Origin of the sequence: Marinoscillum pacificum, from assembly GCF_024714495.1 — a bacterium.
GTDB lineage: Bacteria > Bacteroidota > Bacteroidia > Cytophagales > Cyclobacteriaceae > Marinoscillum > Marinoscillum pacificum.
Genome location: NZ_JAMZMJ010000009.1, coordinates 71,892 through 92,671, shown reverse-complemented (window position 1 = coordinate 92,671; position 20,780 = coordinate 71,892). Strand labels below are relative to the sequence as shown.

At 40.0% G+C, this 20,780-nt stretch carries 18 protein-coding genes; 9 read left to right on the top strand and 9 right to left on the bottom strand.

Going from position 1 to position 20,780, the window contains the following annotated elements; genetic code table 11:
• Positions 1-4: 4 nt before the first annotated feature.
• The 6 genes from rpsI to NXS00_RS18565 form a co-directional block, all read right to left on the bottom strand.
• Positions 5-391, bottom strand: coding sequence for a 30S ribosomal protein S9 (rpsI, locus tag NXS00_RS18590; protein ID WP_258100763.1), 387 nt, complete (start codon positions 389-391; stop codon positions 5-7).
• Between the two features lie 7 nt (positions 392-398).
• The gene (gene rplM / locus NXS00_RS18585; RefSeq protein WP_258100762.1) at positions 399-842 is read right to left on the bottom strand and encodes a 50S ribosomal protein L13; all 444 of its coding nucleotides are present in this window, start codon (positions 840-842) and stop codon (positions 399-401) included.
• A gap of 132 nt (positions 843-974) precedes the next feature.
• The gene (locus tag NXS00_RS18580; protein WP_258100761.1) at positions 975-1,709 is read right to left on the bottom strand and encodes an RluA family pseudouridine synthase; all 735 of its coding nucleotides are present in this window, start codon (positions 1,707-1,709) and stop codon (positions 975-977) included.
• Positions 1,702-2,790 (bottom strand): sensor histidine kinase, encoded by a 1,089-nt coding sequence (locus tag NXS00_RS18575; RefSeq protein ID WP_258100760.1) that lies wholly within the window; start codon positions 2,788-2,790, stop codon positions 1,702-1,704. The genes NXS00_RS18580 and NXS00_RS18575 overlap by 8 nt, the downstream gene beginning before the upstream one ends.
• A gap of 9 nt (positions 2,791-2,799) precedes the next feature.
• A complete protein-coding gene (locus NXS00_RS18570; RefSeq protein ID WP_258100759.1) occupies positions 2,800-3,486 on the bottom strand; it encodes a response regulator transcription factor in 687 nt (228 codons plus the stop codon).
• Positions 3,487-3,657: 171 nt separating this feature from the next.
• The gene (locus NXS00_RS18565; protein ID WP_258100758.1) at positions 3,658-4,677 is read right to left on the bottom strand and encodes an aminopeptidase; all 1,020 of its coding nucleotides are present in this window, start codon (positions 4,675-4,677) and stop codon (positions 3,658-3,660) included.
• Positions 4,678-4,781: 104 nt separating this feature from the next.
• Between NXS00_RS18565 and recA the strand changes: the two genes are divergently transcribed.
• Entirely contained in the window at positions 4,782-5,813 is a 1,032-nt protein-coding gene (gene recA / locus NXS00_RS18560; RefSeq protein ID WP_258100757.1) for a recombinase RecA, read from the top strand.
• 338 nt (positions 5,814-6,151) lie between these two features.
• Here recA and NXS00_RS18555 read toward each other — a convergent pair whose 3' ends face one another.
• Positions 6,152-7,348 carry an ABC transporter permease gene (locus NXS00_RS18555; protein WP_308709447.1) on the bottom strand — a complete coding sequence of 399 codons (1,197 nt, stop codon included), beginning with the start codon at positions 7,346-7,348 and terminating at the stop codon, positions 6,152-6,154.
• 185 nt (positions 7,349-7,533) lie between these two features.
• Here NXS00_RS18555 and queA point away from each other — a divergent pair, with 185 nt between their 5' ends.
• Positions 7,534-8,580 carry a tRNA preQ1(34) S-adenosylmethionine ribosyltransferase-isomerase QueA gene (gene queA, locus NXS00_RS18550; protein ID WP_258100755.1) on the top strand — a complete coding sequence of 349 codons (1,047 nt, stop codon included), beginning with the start codon at positions 7,534-7,536 and terminating at the stop codon, positions 8,578-8,580.
• Positions 8,580-9,242, top strand: coding sequence for a 2-C-methyl-D-erythritol 4-phosphate cytidylyltransferase (locus NXS00_RS18545; protein ID WP_258100754.1), 663 nt, complete (start codon positions 8,580-8,582; stop codon positions 9,240-9,242). Before queA ends, NXS00_RS18545 begins: the two co-directional genes overlap by 1 nt.
• Positions 9,243-9,301: 59 nt before the next feature.
• On the opposite strand, the gene NXS00_RS18540 is transcribed toward NXS00_RS18545, so the two are convergent.
• Both NXS00_RS18540 and NXS00_RS18535 read right to left on the bottom strand, forming a co-directional pair.
• Positions 9,302-9,523, bottom strand: coding sequence for a DUF2795 domain-containing protein (locus NXS00_RS18540; RefSeq protein ID WP_090257868.1), 222 nt, complete (start codon positions 9,521-9,523; stop codon positions 9,302-9,304).
• A gap of 139 nt (positions 9,524-9,662) precedes the next feature.
• Positions 9,663-10,886 (bottom strand): DUF349 domain-containing protein, encoded by a 1,224-nt coding sequence (locus NXS00_RS18535; protein ID WP_258100753.1) that lies wholly within the window; start codon positions 10,884-10,886, stop codon positions 9,663-9,665.
• A gap of 80 nt (positions 10,887-10,966) precedes the next feature.
• Between NXS00_RS18535 and ettA the strand changes: the two genes are divergently transcribed.
• The 6 genes from ettA to NXS00_RS18500 all read left to right on the top strand — a co-directional run bounded on the left by ettA (position 10,967) and on the right by NXS00_RS18500 (position 20,734).
• Positions 10,967-12,646: an energy-dependent translational throttle protein EttA gene (gene ettA / locus NXS00_RS18530; protein ID WP_258100752.1), complete on the top strand. Its 1,680-nt coding sequence runs from the start codon at positions 10,967-10,969 to the stop codon at positions 12,644-12,646.
• A gap of 279 nt (positions 12,647-12,925) precedes the next feature.
• On the top strand, positions 12,926-13,351 hold the full coding sequence (locus NXS00_RS18520) for a hypothetical protein (protein WP_258100750.1): 426 nt from the start codon (positions 12,926-12,928) through the stop codon (positions 13,349-13,351).
• A 6-nt stretch (positions 13,352-13,357) separates the two neighbouring features.
• Positions 13,358-17,635 (top strand): CusA/CzcA family heavy metal efflux RND transporter, encoded by a 4,278-nt coding sequence (locus NXS00_RS18515; RefSeq protein ID WP_258100749.1) that lies wholly within the window; start codon positions 13,358-13,360, stop codon positions 17,633-17,635.
• A 26-nt stretch (positions 17,636-17,661) separates the two neighbouring features.
• Positions 17,662-18,789: an efflux RND transporter periplasmic adaptor subunit gene (locus NXS00_RS18510; RefSeq protein WP_258100748.1), complete on the top strand. Its 1,128-nt coding sequence runs from the start codon at positions 17,662-17,664 to the stop codon at positions 18,787-18,789.
• 170 nt (positions 18,790-18,959) lie between these two features.
• The gene (locus NXS00_RS18505; protein WP_258100747.1) at positions 18,960-19,331 is read left to right on the top strand and encodes a BlaI/MecI/CopY family transcriptional regulator; all 372 of its coding nucleotides are present in this window, start codon (positions 18,960-18,962) and stop codon (positions 19,329-19,331) included.
• Positions 19,328-20,734, top strand: a complete 1,407-nt coding sequence (locus NXS00_RS18500; RefSeq protein ID WP_258100746.1) for a POTRA domain-containing protein — start codon at positions 19,328-19,330, stop codon at positions 20,732-20,734. Before NXS00_RS18505 ends, NXS00_RS18500 begins: the two co-directional genes overlap by 4 nt.
• Positions 20,735-20,780: the final 46 nt, after the last annotated feature.

Here is a 20,780-nt window from a genome sequence, read left to right as displayed (position 1 = left end):
GATATTAACGTTTACTGAATTGGAATCTTCTTCTCGCTTTTCTACGTCCGTATTTCTTACGCTCTACCATTCTAGGGTCTCTTGTAAGGAATCCTTCGTGCTTCAAAGGAGGTTTGTTTTCCTCGTCTAGTTCTACAAGGGCACGGGAAATAGCAAGTCTTACTGCTTCCGCCTGACCTTTTGGTCCGCCGCCATCAACATTAACGTTGATATCATAATTGCCATCCAATTCCAGCTTCACTAGAGGCTGCTTTACGATGGTCTGTAAAATCTCAGAAGGAAAGTATTTGGCCAATTCTTTGTTGTTAACAATGATTTCGCCTTTACCGCTCTGTAGGTAAATTCTAGCTACAGAAGTTTTCCTTCTTCCAATGGTGTTAGTAATTTCCATTTAGGTTTTAAAGTTTTACTTCTTTTGGTTTTTGTGCTTCATGAGGATGCTCTGCACCTTCATACACGTAAAGATTTTTGATCAACTTGTTTCCTAATTTAGTCTTAGGTAACATGCCTTTAACCGCTCTTTCAACTAATAATCTAGAGGTTTTTGCTTTAGCTTCCGCTGGAGTTTCGAAACGCTGTCCACCAGGGTATCCTGTGTGACGAACATACTGCTTCTCTGTCCATTTTTTACCGGTCAGGCGAATTTTATCTGCGTTGATTACGATAACATTGTCACCACAATCTACATTTGGAGTGTAACCCGCCTTGTGCTTGCCTCTGATTATTTTTGCTACTTCGCTGGACACTCTCCCCAACACTTGAGATTCTGCGTCTACTATGACCCAGTTCTTTTCTACTGTAGCACTGTTTAACGATACTGTTTTATAGCTTAAAGTATCCAATTTTTTAATTGTTTATAATGAACTTAATGGTTCCCCCTCAGAAAAGGGACACAAAAATAGAAGTATTATTTGGTAAAACCAAGATTAGCAGTGATTTATGTTGAGGGGCTAAATGCCTGAGTCTGAGATGTCTCAAAGATACTTGCGAAGCTGCTTCACCAACACCGCAAAATCCTTTGGATACTCTGCTACAACTTCAATAACATCATTCTCTCCACCTTCAAAATTGTGGAAAGCAATATTGTGCGCATGAAGTGCCACTCTTTCAATAAGCGGTTTTTCTTCATCTTTTGATTTACCCAGATTGAAATTCTTCTTTAACTGGGATAAATAGATGTAATCGCCTCCATAGATTGGATCACAACCGATATTGGCGCCATGGAAAGCAAGGTGCACTCTGATTTGGTGCAATCTTCCCGATACAGGGAAGCATTTCAGCAAAGTGTGTAGTTTAAATGACTCCAAAGTGCTCACCAAAGTAAGCGATGGCTTGCCTTCTCTAAAATCAACACGCGATTTGCTATTTGTAGAGTAGATAGGTTGATCACACTCCAGGTTTTCAAACTCATGAATTCCATTAACTACGGCGTGATAAACTTTCTTTACTTGTCTCTTCTCTAATAAAATAGCGAAGTGGCGATAAGCTTCCTGGTGTTTTGCTATGACTATTACTCCCGAGGTTTCTTTGTCCAGGCGATGACAAACCTGTGCATCAGCATAATATTCTTTGGCAAGTTTTAATAAGTCGATAGGGTCATTACGGTCTTCAAGAGTGGAGATATAAGGTGGTTTGTTTACCACGATATAGTGCTCATTCTCAAATAAAATAATGTCTTCAAACTTTAAGCCTTTAACATACTTATGCATAGTCGTCCTCTTCGTCTTCTTCTTCGTCTACAAATCTATGCGCTACGGGCTTACCTTTTTTCAATTTAAAACTAAAAGTGGATCCTTTTTTTACTTCACTCTCCACTTCTACGGTGGAGTCATGGCCTTCCATGATGTGTTTGACGATGGAGAGTCCGAGACCAGTACCTCCTTTTTCTTTGGACCTGCTCTTTTCTACTCGATAGAATCGTTCGAAAATTCTACTCAAATCTTCTTCAGGGATACCTCGCCCATTATCAATTATGAATGTCGATACGGTATTGCCCTTTTCTTCAAACCTAATTTTCACTGCCCCGCCTTTTTTGGTGTATTTGATGGCATTGGAAACCAGATTCATCATAACCTGATAGATTCTTTGATAGTCACCTTTTACAAAGTACTTCTGATCAGCGTTTTCAATTTGCACATCAATGTCTCGTTTTTCGGCTTTGCCATCTAGCTGATCCATTACTTCTTTGGTTAGACGCATGATGTCAAAGCTTTCAAAGTGCATTTTGATCTCACCAGTTTCCATTTGAGAAATAGTCAAAAGATCATGAACCAGAATGTCAAGTCCGTCAAGACTCTTTGCGGCTTTCTTTAGAAACTTGATCCGAACCTTCTTGTCTTCTACAGCACCATCCAACAACGTGTGGACGAATCCTTGCGCTGCAAAGATTGGTGTCTTTAACTCATGAGATACATCGGCTATGAACTCTCTACGGAAGGTTTCCATTCGCTTCAGCTCTAAAATCTCCTGTTGCTTGCGTTCGGCGTAGTGGTAGATGTCTCTGTTGATCTTTTTCAGTGGATTCAGAGAGACTTTGTTCGTAGGTTTGGTCAGATTAGACAACTCCTGATCTTTCATGTGATTCAGGACTTCATGGATAGAGTTGATATGTCGGAAAAACAAAAACTCTAGCACCAGCCTGATCAAGATATACGATGAACAGAATGCTATGCCAAAACCAATGGCTAACGCTGCCGGTAATACAGATGGTACCAATGTGAGGAAAGCAGTGGTAATGGCAGCAATTACTGATGCCAAAAGCAATGACAGTCCTCGGGAGTTGATTATCATGGGTTGTTATTAATTGGTATCGAACTTATAGCCCACACCTTTTACTGTGGAGATATAGCCTTCACCTATTTTCTCTCTCACTTTTCTAATGTGCACATCAACCGTTCTGGCAAGAACATATACATCTGTCCCCCAGATGTTTTGTAGCAATTCGTCTCTGCTAAATACTTTGCCAGGGTTTTGTGCCAGGAAGTAAAGTAATTCAAATTCTTTTTTCGGCAAGTTAATCTTGTCATCGCCTACATAAACGGTGTAACTCGTTCTGTCAACGATCAAATCACCAACTGCAATTTTGTTAGACTCCTTCTTCTTTTTAGACTCTCTTCTAAAGAGCGCGTTGATTCGGCTTACAAGTGCTCTTGGCTTGATAGGCTTGGTGATGTAGTCATCGGCACCCATGTCAAAAGCTGCTACTTCAGAATACTCCTCTGAACGAGCTGTTAAGAAAATAACGAACGCATTGGCTAATTCTGGAATCTCACGTATTTGACGACAAGTCTCTACACCATCTTGCTTGGGCATCATGATATCCAAAATGATCAAATCAGGAATGAAAGTTCTGGCAGTATCCACCCCTTTGATTCCGTCTTGTGCCGTTTTTACATCGTAACCTTCCTTTGCCAGGTTATACTTTAGTAATTCAAGAATGTCCGCTTCGTCATCTACAACCAGTATTTTTTGGTTATGCTTCGCCATGTGGTTTTTGGTTTGAGATAATATTAGGTTAACCGATTTTTTATCAAAAATTAATTCATCTAAGCCTGTTCATCACAGTACTGCCCAAAGCAAGCAAAGACATTCGATATTATTCAAAATTAAATAGAAATCAATTTTCTTTATAAAAGGTAACAATTTGTTAACTAACCCTCACTTTCCATACTTTGATTTTAAGTCCTGAATCATGGTTTTGAAATTGGAATTATAGGATTCATAAATGGATCGAATAGAATCTTCCTGGTTGTGATACCTTCTAAAAGCCATGAAGTATGCATTGTTCGGTTGAGTTTTTTCAAAGATCTGGTGATATCGGGGATTGTAGAAATCCGCAGAATCTAGTTGACGAGTTATATTCAAAATGCTCTGAGCCTTGAGTGAATCTTTAAAAGCTGTTGGATCATCTTCGCTAAAGGTTCCATAAAGACTGTCTAATGATTGTGCTCCTTTCAAAATAATTTGAGTCAACGCACGAGAATCAGATTCTGAGTGGATGTACTCCATTAGTTGTGCTGAACTATCTCCAAAGTGGCTGGTCAGGAATAATTCGGTGCCTCGTTCTCCGATGAAGCTCGCGAGATTTTCATTGAATTCAATTTCTCCTTTGATGAAAATAGTGGCATGCGTGAGCTCATGGATAATTACCTCAACTAATTCGCCATCTCCTCTTTCCAGCATGTTTGACAATAGTGGGTCTTCAAGGATTCCAAGAGTAGACCATCCACCAACAGTTCGGATTCTTACGTCATATCCTTCGTCTTGAAGTTTTTTGGCTTCCTTTTTGGCTTCTTCTAAACCAAAGAATCCTTTGTATGGCATGCTTCCCAGAAATGGATAATTCCATTGATATGCTTTTAATTCGTATGGTTCTGAAGCAGATACATTCCAAAGCAATGTTTTTCCTCCCTGATCGAACAGCTTGGTGTAGTTGTCTGATTGATACAAACCAAGACTGTCTATGGCATACTTTCTCACCTCTTTAGTAAGTAACAGTTTTTGCTTGAGCGAATCAGGGTAATTAGGGTCTGCCAGAAACTCTTCTATCGGTTTAGCCTCAACTATGACACGTATCTGGCCTTTTGCCTGCATATAGCCATATTCTAGCCATTTCCAATTCCAGATAGATAATGCTATTATTATGAGCAAACACCCTAAAATAATTTTTTTCAACATATATTTGCTAATATATTTAGCTTTTCAAGGTTATATTGTATTAATCAAGATAACTTTGTTACTTGTTTAAAAATCAGAAATTCACATTACAATACAGATAAAGCATGGCTGAAAAGAGTGAAAAACTAAAGGCTCTCCAGATAACCATAGATAAACTGGAAAAAACATATGGTAAAGGTACCATCATGAAACTTTCTGACAACAAAGTTTTGGATGTGCCGATCATTTCTACCGGTTCTTTGAGTTTGGATATGGCCTTGGGAGTAGGCGGAATACCAAGAGGTAGGATCATTGAAGTTTACGGTCCGGAATCTTCTGGTAAGACTACTCTGGCAATGCACTGTATTGCTGAAGCACAGAAAAAAGGTGGGCTTGCCGCGATTATTGATGCGGAACATGCATTTGATAAGAGCTATGCTGAAAAGCTTGGTATTGATACGGAGAACTTATTGATCTCTCAGCCAGATAATGGTGAACAAGCTTTGGAGATTGCAGAGCATTTGATTCGTTCTGGAGCTTTGGATATTGTAGTAATTGACTCTGTGGCGGCATTGGTTCCAAGAGGCGAACTGGAAGGAGAGATGGGAGATAGTAAAATGGGTCTTCAGGCTCGTTTGATGTCTCAGGCTCTTAGAAAGTTGACTGGAGCAATTAACAAAACTGGATGTGCATGTATTTTCATTAACCAGCTTCGTGAGAAGATCGGTGTGATGTTCGGTAATCCTGAAACAACCACTGGTGGTAATGCTTTGAAGTTCTACGCTTCGGTTCGTTTGGATATCAGAAGAATCGGTCAGATCAAAGAGAGCGCCGATAACGTATTGGGTAACCGTACACGTGTGAAAGTGGTGAAAAACAAAGTAGCTCCTCCTTTCAAAGTAGTTGAGTTTGACATCATGTATGGAAAAGGTATCAGCAAATCTGGAGAAGTATTGGATATTGGAGTAGAGCTCGATGTAATTAAGAAATCAGGTTCTTGGTTCTCTTACAATGATAGTAAACTTGGTCAGGGTCGTGATGCCGTGAAACAGTTGATTGAAGACAATCCGGAGCTAATGGAAGAGCTGGAAGCGAAGATTAAGGCTAAAATCGCTGGAGCTGAAGAAGTGCCTGATGAGTTAGGCGTTGAGAAATAAAAAGATTCAGATTGACAGCTCAAGAAAACCTAAAGTTACTTTTTGATCAGATTAACACTCGATCAGAAGAATTTCCAAGGGAGGATTGCAAGATTTTCATGAATAATAGTTTTGCCTGTTATTTAGAAAGAGAAATGGGGATTTCAGATGTAAAAGCTTCAGGTATAGGTGGGTATAAAGTTGATATTGGCCCTTTTGCTGACTTGCATTGTTATAATACAATAACCAAAAATACTGTAAGAGTGAATTTCTCGTATCGCACTCCATTCTCTAAATAGTATTTTATTTGATGGCAATATTAGGATTATCAAAATCCTAATATTGCCAATTTCTTTTCTCTACTGAGTTCTGATGGCGATTACGGGATCAAGTCTAGCTGCCATTGCTGCCGGGATGATTCCTGATGCCATTCCGATGGCTGCTGATACTCCTAACCCCAAGGCAATATTGGAGAAGGTTAGAACTAAGTCCAGTGACCCGAGATTGATGAAAGAGAGGAGCCAGACGAGGATAATCCCGAAACCACCTCCGATCACACTTAAGAAAACTGACTCAAACAAGAACTGGAAAAGAATAAAGTAATTCTTTGCTCCGAGTGATTTCTGGATTCCGATAATATTGGTTCGTTCTCGTACAGACACGAACATAATATTAGCAATACCAAATCCACCGACCAGGATAGAGAACCCTCCAATAATTCCTCCAGCGAATCCAATTACATCAAAAGTTGATCCTATGAAATTAGCAATTGCTTCCGGTCTATTCAGCGCAAAGTCGTCTTCTTCTTTAGGTTTGAGTGATCGTTTCTTTCGCATCAATCCTCTTAGTTCGGATTCTAATTCTACCAATCCAATGTCTGATTCAAGTCCCTTTACCGTAATGGATGGTTCTACACCGCCACGAGCTCCACTATAAAATATTTTGGTAAAGGACTTGAACGGCATATAAATGTTGTCGTCATTACTTGGAGTGCCCATGAAACTTTCTCCTTCTTCTTTGATGACTCCTATAACATGGTATTTTAGTCCTTTGATTTTAATGTCCTGTCCTATTGGTTCCCCAGTAGGGAAAAGTTCTTTAGCTGGCCTGCTACCTAATACAACTACATTCCTGCCTGCTTCGGCTTCTTGTGGTGTGAAATAACGCCCTGTGCTTATTGGGATTTCATAGACATTTTGGTGCTCGTACACTGTGCCAACTAATGAAAGGTCTACAGAGCTGGAGCTTCCTTGCTTAGCGATAATTCCTCCTCTGCTGGCAGCAATGGTTATGGCCTGCGCATGTTTTACATTTTCTGAGAGAAATTCAAACTCGTCATAAGTAGGGTAAGGTCTTTGGAGGTATTTCCACCAGGGATAAGGACCTCCACCAAACCCATAGGGCCATTTTTCAACATTGATGTTGTTGGTGCCGAGGAAGCTTAGAGAATCTTTAATGCTTTTTTCGAGCGAATCCACCAGAGTAAATACTGCGATGATGGCAAAAATCCCAATGGTAACACCAAGTAAGGAAAGGGTGGTGCGAAGTAGGTTCATCCTAAGCGCGTTCCACGCAAATCGAAAACTTTCTATGATTAATCTGAGAACTAGCAATGTGTTTTGTTCGTTAGGTTAGTGAGTCTGCAAGGTAAATATGGTTTTTATGCGATAAAAACAAAAGTATTTGCTAATTTTGCCGACTTGTTTAAATAACATACCATCGGTTAATCCAAGCATACGATATGAAATTATCTGCGTTCAAATTTGATCTACCATCTAGTCATGTTGCTCTACACCCAACGGAAAACCGGGACGAATCGCGTCTCATGGTTATCCATAAAGATACAGGTGAAATAGAGCACAAGATATTTAAAGACATTGTAGATTATTTTGATGAAGGGGATGTGATGGTAATCAATGATACCAAAGTATTCCCTGCGAGGTTATACGGTAACAAAGAGAAAACGGGTGCCAAAATTGAAGTTTTTCTTTTGAGAGAGCTCAACAAGGAGATGAAACTTTGGGATGTTTTGGTAGATCCAGCTCGTAAAATCCGTGTAGGAAATAAGCTTTACTTCGGCGAAGGCGAACTAGTTGCTGAAGTAATTGACAATACGACATCTAGAGGAAGAACCATCAGATTCTTATTTGATGGTGATGAGGAGGATTTCTACAAAATGATTGATCGTTTAGGAGAAACTCCACTTCCAAAAAATATTAAGAGAGCGGCTGAGCCAGAAGACAGAGAGCGTTTCCAAACGATCTATGCTCAAAATGTAGGTGCTGTAGCTGCTCCAACTGCAGGTCTTCACTTTACTCAAGCGGTAATGAAGCGTTTAGAGATTAAAGGTGTAGATATCGATCCGATTACACTACACGTTGGTCTTGGAACTTTCAGACCTGTAGATGTTGAGGATTTGACAAAGCATAAAATGGATTCTGAGAACTACTTCGTGCCAGAATCAACTTCTAATAGAGTAAATCAGGCATTGGATGAGAAGAAAAAAGTTATCTCTGTAGGTACTACGGTAATGAGAACTTTAGAGTCTTCTGTATCTGCTGGTGGAAGATTGAAGCCAAACGAAGGTTGGACTGATAAATTCATCTTCCCTCAATACGAGTTCAAAATCTGTAATGCATTGGTGACTAACTTCCACTTGCCAGAGTCTACATTGTTAATGATGGCTGCTGCATTTGGAGGATATGATTTGATCATGGAGGCTTACCAGACTGCTATCAAAGAAAAATATAGATTCTTCACTTATGGTGATGCAATGTTGATTATTTAATGCGAAAGCATGTAATCATAGTAGCGGGAGGTAGTGGGTCTAGAATGAAACAAGCCCTCCCAAAACAATTCATAGAAATTTTAGGAAAGCCTATAATGGTACACACCATTGAGGCTTTTCTTGCTTATGACCCTTCCATCCATATTGTACTGGTTCTTCCTGAAGCTCATCTTCCTACCTGGACGGAGTTAAAGGCTAAGTACTTATCTAGTCAAGACGTTTCAATCGCTTTTGGTGGAGCTACACGTTTTCAGAGTGTGAAATCAGGTCTGAATCAGGTGGATAATGGCTTGGTGGCCATACATGATGCGGTTCGACCAATGATCTCTAAGGAAGTAATAAGATCTTCTTTTGAGCTGGCAGAGGCTAAAGGTAGTGGAGTGGTAATGGTCCCGCTAAAGGATTCTATACGTGAGAAAGGTGATGGCGGTACTGTAGCAAGAGATCGGTCCTTGTACTATGCTGTACAGACGCCACAGACATTTCGAGTCGAATTGATTAAACAGGCATTTGCGCAGGAAGAGTCACCACTGTTTACCGATGATGCTTCTGTCTATGAAGCAAGTGGTAAACAAGTAGAAGTGGTGTCAGGTGACTACCGCAATATCAAGATTACTACTCCTGAAGATCTGATTCTAGCTGAAGCATTATTGAAAAAATAAAAAACCCTGATGCAGAAGATCAGGGTTAGTGTCAGTTTCTTATAATACGGGTGGCGAAATTAATATTCGTCCTCGTTGAAAAAGAAGTCCTCCTTTGTTGGATAATCCGGCCAGATTTCTTCTATGTTTTCATAAGGCTGCCCATCGTCTTCTAGTTCCTGAAGATTTTCTACCACCTCTAGCGGTGCTCCAGAACGGATTGAGAAATCAATTAACTCATCTTTGGTGGCTGGCCATGGTGCGTCTTCTAAATAAGAAGCCAATTCTAATGTCCAATACATATTCTTCTGCCTTTTAAAAATTTCGTGCAAAAATAGTTTTTCTAGTGAGAAATCAAACTTTTATTTTGCTCACGTCACTATTAGATATTACACTTTAATGTAAAACACAATTTTTTTGTTTCATTTTTAAGAAAAAATTTCACTTTTCTTCTTTCATGAGCTTCAAAAGCTGCCTTTTCGTTCTGATTTTGGCCTCTTGCTGAGCTAATTTTTTTTCAATGAAACCTAACCCGCCATTCCCTGATGAAGAGAAGTTGGCTGAATTTTCTTGATATTTTTCCAAATCAGTTTGATCACGACTGATCAATTCTTCTAGAATTCCGATTCTGATTTGACGTTTTTTTGCTTTTTCAAGTTCTCTGAAATTGTTGAAACGCTTATTGGCAAGCTTGTCTATAAAGTCACGTTCCATCAATAACTGGACTTTGGTGAACGCTTCTTTTTTTGCGTTTTTGCCATCAAAGTCATGAGGTCTGTAATTCTTCAATGAATTTTTGATCTCATCCAATTTTTTGAAATTGTAGTTCTCAGAACCATCTATGAACTTGTCTAAGTCAGCAAGGACTGGCTTGATGTCCATTGCAGGCTGACTGTGAGATGATACTCTCGGTCTCTTAGGCTTCAATCGATTGTTGAAGATTTTCAAAAGCTCAGTGTATTCTTCCTTAGGAATGTTACCAACTTCTTTCCAAGCCTCTTTCAGTTCTCCAATCTTGTCAAACTTCGCTTTGCCATGAAGATTCTCTAGCGTTTTAGTACGCTCAATGATTTCTTCATATTCCTTTTTGCGAAGTTCCCCAAGACGCTTCTTGTCTTCGTAAAACTCTTTTTTCTTTTCAAAAAAGGCTTCAATAACTCCCCAAAAGTCTTCTTCTAGCTGTTCTTGCTCATCTTCTTTTGGGTTACCCGTTTTGATCCAACGAGCCTTGATATCGTGAATTTCGAGAGTGGCCTCTTTCCAGTTAATTTTGTCAGCCGCAGTTCTTATTTCCTCTAGAAGACTCTTTTTGATCTCAGAGTTTCGCTCTCTGTTCTTTAGAATGATGTCCTCAAGAAGTGCTTCCTGCTTGGTAAGTCGTTCTTCTAAAACAATGTAATCTCCTAATCCATCATGTTCTGATAGTTGAGATTTCAAATGCTTCAATTTCATTAAAAAAGAACCTTTGTTAACGGATTCCTCAATTTCCTTTTCCAGGTCATTGATCTTTTTAACCAGCTCTTCATATTTTTCTACGAAGTAGGCTACCGAAGATTCTTCGTCTTCTCTAACCTCTCCAATTTGCCGTTCAGGGTGTTCTCCCCAGGCATTTAGAAAAATTTTGTCATCCTTAATATTACCGAAAGGTATTTCCTTTTCGCTCACAACTTATTCTATTAGTCTTATATTCCGATCGATGAGATAAATAAGTTAACTTCGACTTCCGATTTTGAAATTAACCAAAAATGTCAGACGAAAAAATAATCTTTTCAATGGCAGGGGTAAACAAGATATACCCGCCACAGAAACAAGTACTTAAAAATATCTATCTCTCCTTCTTCTACGGTGCGAAGATAGGAGTGTTGGGTTTAAATGGTTCAGGAAAGTCTTCTTTATTGAGGATTATTGCCGGAATCGATCAGGAATATCAGGGAGAAGTGGTTTTTTCGCCTGGATATAGTGTTGGATTATTGGAGCAAGAGCCACAATTAGATCCTGATAAAACCGTAAAAGAAGTAATTAGTGAAGCTGTATCGGAGATTACCGATTTGCTAAAACAATACGATGAAATCAATCTGAAATTTTCTGAGCCAGAGATTCTTGAGGATCCAGATAAGATGAATAAGCTTATCGAGAAGCAAGGAGAAGTTCAGGAAAAACTAGATCAGGTAGGTGCCTGGGATCTAGATAACAAGTTGGAGCGTGCAATGGATGCTTTGCGTACGCCACCAGAAGATGCAGTGATCAAAAACCTGTCGGGTGGTGAGAAAAGACGTGTGGCGCTTTGTCGTTTATTGTTGCAAGAGCCAGATGTATTGCTTCTGGATGAGCCTACTAACCACCTTGATGCTGAGTCAGTACATTGGTTGGAGCAACACTTGCAGCAATATCAAGGTACAGTAATCGCCGTAACTCACGATAGATACTTCCTTGATAATGTAGCTGGATGGATTTTGGAACTAGATAGAGGTGAAGGTATTCCATGGAAAGGAAACTACTCTAGCTGGTTGGATCAAAAGCAGAAAAGACTAAAGCAAGAAGAAAAGACTGAGTCTAAGCGTCAGAAAACACTCGAAAGAGAGTTGGAGTGGGTGAAGATGACACCAAAAGGTCGTCATGCGAAGAGTAAAGCTAGACTTTCTGCTTATGATAAGCTTGTAGGAGAAGAAGGTAAGGAGAAAGAGAACCAACTTGAGCTTTACATTCCTGCTGGGCCAAGACTTGGTGCCAAAGTGATCGAGGTAGAGAATGTTTCTAAATCATATGGTGATAAGCTCTTATTTGAAAACTTGTCTTTTAATCTTCCTCAAGGTGGTATCGTAGGGGTGATCGGTCCAAATGGTGCTGGTAAAACCACTTTATTCAACTTGATTACAGGGAAGGAAAAACCTGACACAGGAACCTTCGAAGTAGGACCAACAGTGAAAATGGCCTATGTAGATCAAGAGCATAATGACCTGAAAGCTGATGATTCTGTTTTCCAGGCAATTACTGGAGGAAACGAGAACATTAAGCTTGGAGAAAAAGAAATGAATGCTCGTGCTTATGTGAGTAAGTTCAATTTCTCAGGATCCGATCAAACCAAAAAAGTAGGAGTACTATCAGGTGGTGAGCGAAACAGAGTTCATTTGGCAATTACATTGAAAGAGGGAGCTAACCTGATTTTATTGGATGAGCCTACCAACGACCTGGATGTAAACACGCTAAGAGCGCTAGAGGAAGCATTGGAAAACTTTGGTGGATGTGCTGTGGTAATCAGTCACGACAGATGGTTCCTGGATAGAATTTGTACACACATATTGGCTTACGAAGGAGATTCTCAAGTGTATTGGTTTGAAGGAAACTTCACTGAATATGAAGAAAACCGTAAGAAGCGACTGGGAGATACCGGTCCAACGCGTATCAAATACAGAAAATTAAAATAAATTATAAGGATCAATTTTCACCCTTTCGAGTACTCGGGAGGGTGAATTTTTTTAGGAGAATATTGTAGAATGAAAAAGAAAGAATGCCCATCCTGTGCAATGGAAGTGGATGCTAAAAGCAAGGAGTGTCCCATCTGTGGCTATGAGTTTACCGACTTTAGTCCTGGCTATAAATGGGTGGCAATACTTTTGATTATTTTATTTCTAGTCTATTTATTTATCTAAGCTGTAACACTCGTTACCAACCATTTCTCATGTTCTTCGTAAATTTGTGAGATCATGAGTAAAAAAGGTGTACATATCTTTCTGTGGATACCGCTCTTGATGTTGCTGTTGCATTCTGTAACTCCGCACCATCACGAGAGCGCGAGGGAACGCCTATCTGTTGCTCAACAGCATCAATGTCCTAGCAATTTGCTGAGTGATGTTTTTCAATTCGATCTAGGGTTTAATCACCTGGAAGAATTTGAAATAGCCGATTTTCAGCCAGATTTGAATACAGATCTGATTGTCCTTTCTATTATTGAGCTAGACTTTGAGTTTGTTGAGATTCAATCTGAGAAACCCGAATCCTATGAGGTTTCTTTACCAATCAATCACCAATACTTATCTACTACCCATACTTTACGGGCTCCCCCTTCACTTTTTAGTTTGATTTATCGCGTGCCTCTGGCACCATGTACAAGTATCGAATTATTAAAGTGAAAATTGATGTTTCAAAAAATCATCGCTTATTCCGTTGAGAATAAGCTCGTTGTTTTTTTGTTGGTACTACTGATTGTCATCGGTGGAGTTTATTCCATGCGTGGAATACCATTGGATGCCGTTCCAGATATTACCAACAATCAAGTGCAGGTGGTGACCGTATCACCTACACTGGCTGCTGAAGAGGTAGAGCAGCTTATTACCTTTCCCATAGAGTCGAGTATTTCTAACCTACCCGGTGTAGAGGAGATTCGTTCGATTTCCAGATATGGCTTGTCCGTTATTACCGTAGTTTTTGAAGAGGATATGCCGACATTGGATTCACGACAGTATGTGCGTGAACAGCTGTCGGTAGTTAGTATCCCTGATGGACTTGGAAAACCGGAGTTGATGCCAATTACCACCGGATTGGGAGAGATTTACCAGTATACGCTGACAGTTGATCCAGAATATGAAGATCTATACAATATCATGGATCTTCGAACCATTCAGGATTGGATCGTGAAGCGTCAATTAGCAGGTATCCCCGGAATTATTGAAGTGAGTAGCTTCGGAGGGTTGGTCAAACAATACGAAGTTTCTATCAACTCAGAAAGAATGTTTTCATTAGGTGTTTCCATGTCACAGTTGATTAGTGCGCTGGAAGTGAATAATGAAAACTCCGGAGGTAGCTATCAGGAAAAAGGAACCAATTCATTCTATATCCGAACATTTGGAAGACTTCAAACAAAAGAGGATATAGAGCAGGTTTTGGTTACCCAGAATGGTGAGTTGCCTGTATACGTTCGTGATATTGCTGTAGTGAAATTGGGAAGCCCAAAACGCTATGGAGCCATGACCATGGATGGAAAAGGTGAAGTGGTAGGAGGTATCACACTCATGTTGAAAGAGAGTAATTCTTCGGCGGCTATAGCCAATGTGCAGGACCGTGTGGCTGAAATTCAGTCATCTCTTCCTCAAGGAGTGAAAATAGAACCATATCTTGATCGATCTTCTTTGATTAGTCGAGCAATTAGTACCGTAGAGAAAAATCTTATTGAAGGAGGAATCATCGTAATCTTCGTGTTGGTGTTGCTTCTGGGTAATATCCGTGGAGGATTGATCGTAGCTTCTGTGATCCCACTTTCTATGCTGTTTGCGTTTATGCTAATGCGCTATTTCGGTGTTTCAGCCAACTTGATGTCTTTGGGAGCGCTGGATTTCGGAATTGTAGTGGATGGAGCGGTGATTATTGTAGAATCAGTGCTGCATGTTTTGTATACCAACTATGTAGGTAGGAAGCTCACTCAAGATGAAATGGATGATGCCGTAATCAAGACTTCAGGTAAAATCTATAACTCGGCAGCATTTGGGGTGTTGATTATTCTAGTGGTTTTTGTGCCAATCATGACTTTAGTAGGTACCGAAGGAAAGATGTTCCGCCCAATGGCGTTCACTGTGAGTTTTGCGATTCTGGGAGCAATGATCCTTTCATTGACTTATGTGCCGGTGATGGCTTCTATTTTCCTGAAAAAGGATATCAAGGAACACAAAACGTTCTCCGATAAAATAGTTGATGGCCTTCGAAATATGTATAGACCAACTCTCAACTTTGCAATGAGAGTGCCTGGTTTGGTCATTGCCTTTGCTGTTGCAGCCTTATTGGCATCTGTAATTCTTTTTTCAAGAATGGGAGGAGAGTTCATTCCTAATCTGGAAGAAGGAGACATGGCCATGCAGATGACCATCCAGTCAGGTAGTTCATTGACTCAAAGTATAAAGACCACCACTGCAGCGGAGAAGATACTGAAAGAGAACTTCCCAGAGGTTGAGCATGTTGTGTCCAAAATTGGTACGGCAGAGGTTCCTACAGATCCAATGTCGGTTGAGAATGCCGATATCATGCTCATCATGAAAGAAAAAGATGAGTGGATTATGGCTGACAATCGTGAAGATCTGGTGGCATTGATGAAAGAGAAGTTATCAATCATTGTTGGTGCTTCCTTTGACTTCACTCAGCCGATTCAGTTACGGTTCAATGAATTGGTTACCGGGGCAAAGACAGATGTCGCCATTCAGATATTTGGTGAGAATCTGGAAACATTGGCCGGCTTGGCTAATAAAACCGGTCAAATCATTCAAGATGTGAACGGTGTGGGGGATGTAAAAGTGGATCAAACAGAAGGACTTCCCCAATACAAGATCACCTATGATCGTCAAATGATGGCGCAATATGGAGTGAATGTTGCAGATCTTAACAGAACGGTGGAAGCAGCCTATGCGGGTTATGCCGTTGGTCAGATTTTTGAGAATGAACGCCAGTTTGATCTCGTGGTTCGATACAATGAAAATTTCAGAAATGATTTCAATCTTGGAGGTCTTTGGGTAGAGACCATGCATGGAAAGTTGATTCCTATGTCACAGGTAGCTTCGGTTATTTCAACTCAAAGTCCACTTCAGATATCGAGAGATCAGGCAAAAAGACGAATAAGTGTAGGAGTTAATGTGAGAAATAGAGACGTAGCTAGTTTGGTAGAAGAGTTGAAACAAAAACTTGGTGCTGAACTAAAGATGCCTGCTGGATATGTGATGGAGTTTGGAGGTCAGTTTGAAAATCTTGAGAAAGCAACGGCAAGACTTCAGCTAGCGGTTCCATTGGCGTTGTTGTCCATTGTGGTTTTGTTGTATTTCACATTCCACAACATCATCGATTCATTAATAATTTTCCTAGCAGTTCCATTCTCAGCAATTGGAGGGGTTTTGGCGCTTTGGATTCGAGACATGCCATTTAGTATTTCCGCGGGAGTTGGATTCATTGCTTTGTTTGGTGTCTCGGTACTCAATGGAATTGTATTGATTCAATACTATCATCAGCTTCAGGAAGAAGGAGAAATTACTTTGAAAGAGCTGGTTGTAAAAGGAGGAATGGTACGTATGCGTCCGGTTGTAATGACTGCATCAGTTGCGGCACTTGGATTCCTGCCAATGGCGATTTCTACAACTGCAGGAGCTGAAGTGCAACGTCCTTTGGCAACTGTGGTTATTGGCGGATTAGTTACTTCTACCTTACTGACTTTGATTGTGCTGCCAGTGGTTTACAATATGGTGTATCATAAGAAGTTCGGAATGAATAAAGCTGCAATGATCATTGTATTGTTATGTGGACTAGGTTTTACAACGAATGCTCAAACTCCAACGAGTCTGGAAGAAGTTCAGCAAAAAGCACTATCCAACTATGGTGCCGTGAAAATGGCTGACCTGGAAGTACAGAAGCAATCAGCTTTGAAAAAACAATCATATGATCCGGGTAATCTTGGTGTGAATGTCCAGTATGGCGAGATCAATGCTGGAGTGAATGATTACAATATTTCCATTACTCAGTCTCTGGGTAATATTCCAAAGGCTATTTCTAGTGGCAAAACGGCAAGCATGGCTGTTGAGCTCGCTGAGATGAATCAGGAAATGAACAAGCGCTGGGTGAAAATGGAAGTTTCTTCGGCGTATGTCGATTGGGTAAAGGCTGGACTTGCTTTTCAATCACTTCAATCACAGCTTGAGCTTTACAAAGAAGTGGTAGGAAGTAGTGAAAAGGCTGTGGAAGCTGGGGATAAAAGTTTGCTAGAGGTTTCTTACCTAAGTCAGCAATACAGCAATTTGCGGAATCAGGTAGCTCAGGCTAAAGTTGATTTTGAGCTCACAAGTCAATACTTAGTAGAGATGACAACAATGGGAAGGCAAGAACTTTCATTGCCTCAAGAATTGCCAGCACTTCTTACGAGTGGCGATACGGTTTTGAGCGCGGTTTTCTATCAGCTGTTGGATCAGCACGAAACTCTGGCATCTAAGCAATTGAAAACAGAAAAACTTGGCTATTTCCCGGGATTAAGTGTCGGTTACTTTAATCAGCAGCTCGAGGGTGTTTCTGGTTTTCAAGGCGTCCAGTTTGGAGCATCAGTTCCATTGTGGTTCCGTCCACAAAGTGCCAGAGTGCAGGAGCGAAAAGTGGCTTTGGATCAGGTGGAAGTACAAAATGATATGCAGATGCGACAGCTTCAGCAATCGCTTAGTAAATGCCTGGCAGCTCTAAGTTTGATTCAGGACGATTTTGTATTGGCACAAGAGAGTTCCGCAGATCAGCTAGATGTATTGGTACAACAAGCGCAGGTCGCTTTAGATGCTGGAGAGTTAGATGCATTCGATTTTATCAATGTGGTCAATCAGAGCTACGAAGGACTAAGAAGTGCATTAGCAACTCAAAGCCTGTACCTCAAAACACTTATTGAACTTAACTACTACACGGAATAAGCTATTCCATTATAGAAATTAAAGACATGAAAAATTTCATATATATCATCATTGCAGGACTCCTGGTCCTGAGATGTGGCCAATCAGAGGCTCCAACTGAGGAGGTACATGAGGAGAATGCAGCGCTAAAGCTCACTAAAGAGCAATTGGCGTACAACCATATAGAGGTGGGTAAACTTCCGAAGGGAGTTGTTTATCATACCATTTCTTCAACAGGAAATGTGGATGTTCCACCGAATCATTCCATTAAATTATCGGCTCCAATAGAGGCTTACCTGTCTCGAGTATTGGTGTTGCCAGGCGACAAGGTGAAGAAAGGGCAAGTCCTTGGTTATCTGACGCACCCGTCGGTAGCTGAATTGCAGAAGAACTATTTGTCAGCCAGATCACATCTTGAGTTTGTACAGAAGGATGTAGTTCGAAAATCAGAGTTGCTGGATGGTAAAACGGTTTCTCAGAGAAATTATGAGCAACTAGTGAGTGACCAAATAGCTGCTGAAGCTGAACTTAGGGCTATTGAAGCTGACTTGAACCGATTGGGAATCAACGCCTATTCGATTACTTCTGAGTCAGTAAGTCAGACTTTACCATTAAGAGCGCCAATTGAGGGAATGATCACAGATTTGTTTTTAAAAACTGGTGAACATGTCAATACGTCTGAGCCTATTTTGAGTATTCTAAATCATGAACATGAGCATGTAGAACTCCAGGTATACCAACAAGACTTAAGAAAAGTAAAAAAGGGGATGAAAGTATTCTTGAGACTTCCTGGAGAAACACAGGAGTATGGTGGAGAAGTGTTTTTGGTGAATTCACAACTTAATAGAGAGACTCTATCTGCCAATATTCACGTGCATCCAGCTGAGGATTTTCCAGATGTAGCGATTAATTCAGTGGTTTTTGGGAAAATCATCTATCAGGTTGATTCTTCTTTGGTGCTACCATCAACGGAAATTTTGAAAGAAGGTGAAAACTCCTTTGCTTTTACCAATTCCAATGAGGGGTTTAAGAAGGTTCAATTAGAAGTGGGACATGATGATGGCAAAAATGTGGCGATATTCGGACCTCTGGAGCTAATCAATGGGAGGGAAGTGGTTTTGCGAGGAAACTATAACCTAAATGGTGGAAACGTTGAGAGTTCACATAGTCATTAAAGAATATTTTACAATATAAAATTTGTATCAGGTTATCCTGAAGATTTTAGAATGCCCTCTGATGTTTCTGAGGGCATTTTTATGGTCTAACTTCTGGTTTTAACGTAAGTTAACGTTAAATAACGCATAGTTAAGTTGATTAACTCAATGTTGCGTTATATCTTTAATCTATGAAAGAACTTACACAACGAGAATTAACCACTCTGGAGATTCTTTGGGAGATTGAAAAAGGCTTTGTGAATGATGTTTTGGAGATGTATCCGGAGCCAAAGCCACCTTACACGACCATCTCATCTATCATTAGAATTCTTGAAACCAAAGGTTATGTGAGTCATAAGGCTTATGGGAAGACTCATGAATACTTTCCTATAGTCTCTCGCATCAAGTACAAAAAACATGTAGTTAAAGACCTTGTGAAGAATTTCTTTGGTGGGTCTTTGAACAATGTCGTTTCCTTTATGGCAGAGGAGGATGAACTCTCTGAAAAGGATATCAAAGAGATTTCAGAATTGATTGATCAATACAAAAAGGATCAATCATGAGTTGGTTTATCTATTTGTTAGAGGTGGCATGTTGCCATTTCTTGTTTTGGTTGGTATATCGATTATTCTTTCAAAAGCTGTCATCTTTTCAATGGAGTAGAGTGTATCTGGTTGCCACTGTCTTGGTTTCATTCCTCATTCCTGTATTGGAGATTCCGATTTATAATGCCGCTGCTCCGGCTGAATTATACACTTGGGATTGGTCGGAATCAACTAATGAGGTCTCTCACTCATCGGAGAGCGTTGAGTCTTCCTACAATTGGTTCTCATTAATTCCAGTGGTGATATTTTCGATCTATCTTATTGGTGTTCTCTATTTCATTATTCGAATAATTCTTTCAATTAGTAAGGTGTTGAGATTGGTTCGTAACAATGAAGTGGATATGAAGTCAGGAGTTCAATTGATTTACATTCCCCAAAGTACCCGTTTTTTCTCCTTTGGGAAATGGATCTTTGTTTCATGTCTTCAGGCCATTGATGAACAATCACAAGCATTAATCTTATCTCATGAAAAGGCACATGTGGATCATAAACATACTTATGACCTGATCCTAATGGAGCTGGTTTCAGCTGTTTGTTGGTTCAATCCATTCATTTATTTTATCAAGTCAGACTTACGGCTGATTCATGAGTATCAAGCTGATGAAGCGACTATGGCTATAAGCCATGATGTGGATCAATACTCTCGGTTGATGCTTTCTCTTGCTTGTAGTTCGTCCAGTCAAGGCATTACCCATTCATTTTCTAAACAAAATTTAAAAAAACGTATCATGATGATTAACACACAAAAATCAAATGCACAGAGCTTATGGAGATATGCTCTTGCGTTGCCTGTTTTACTATTAGCAGGTCTTATATTCTCCTCCTGTACTCAAGAAGTTGAAACCATGCATGCAGAAGAGGTAAGTCTTTCAGGGCCTGTTATTAATAGCATTAAGTGGGAAGGTAATGAGCTTTACTCGGATGCTGAATTGACTGCACAACTTGGTTTGAAGCCTGGTGATGTTTATATGGAGGAAGATTTAAATAAACGTTTAGCTTTTGTATCACTAGATGATAAGGATGTTGCATCATTATACATGGATCTGGGGTATTTATTCTTCAGAGTAGAACCAGAAATAAAAGAATTGGATAATGGTATGGTGGCTCTGACTTTTGATGTTTATGAGGGACAAGATGTTTATATCAACCGCGTTTGCACTGTTGATGATCAAGGGTTGTCGGATTTGAATTATGTGCAATCATTTATTGATGTAAAGCCAGGTGACTTGTTCAACAGGAGTAAACTTATAGCGGCTACACTTAATCTTAAAAATGAAGGAATTAATATCGTACCAACACCTACTCCTTATAAAGATGGGGAAGAGTGGTTTGTTGATATAGAGTTTTTGGTAGTTGAATAAGCAAGAAAGCCGGGCATCACCCGGCTTTCACATTTATCTTAAACCA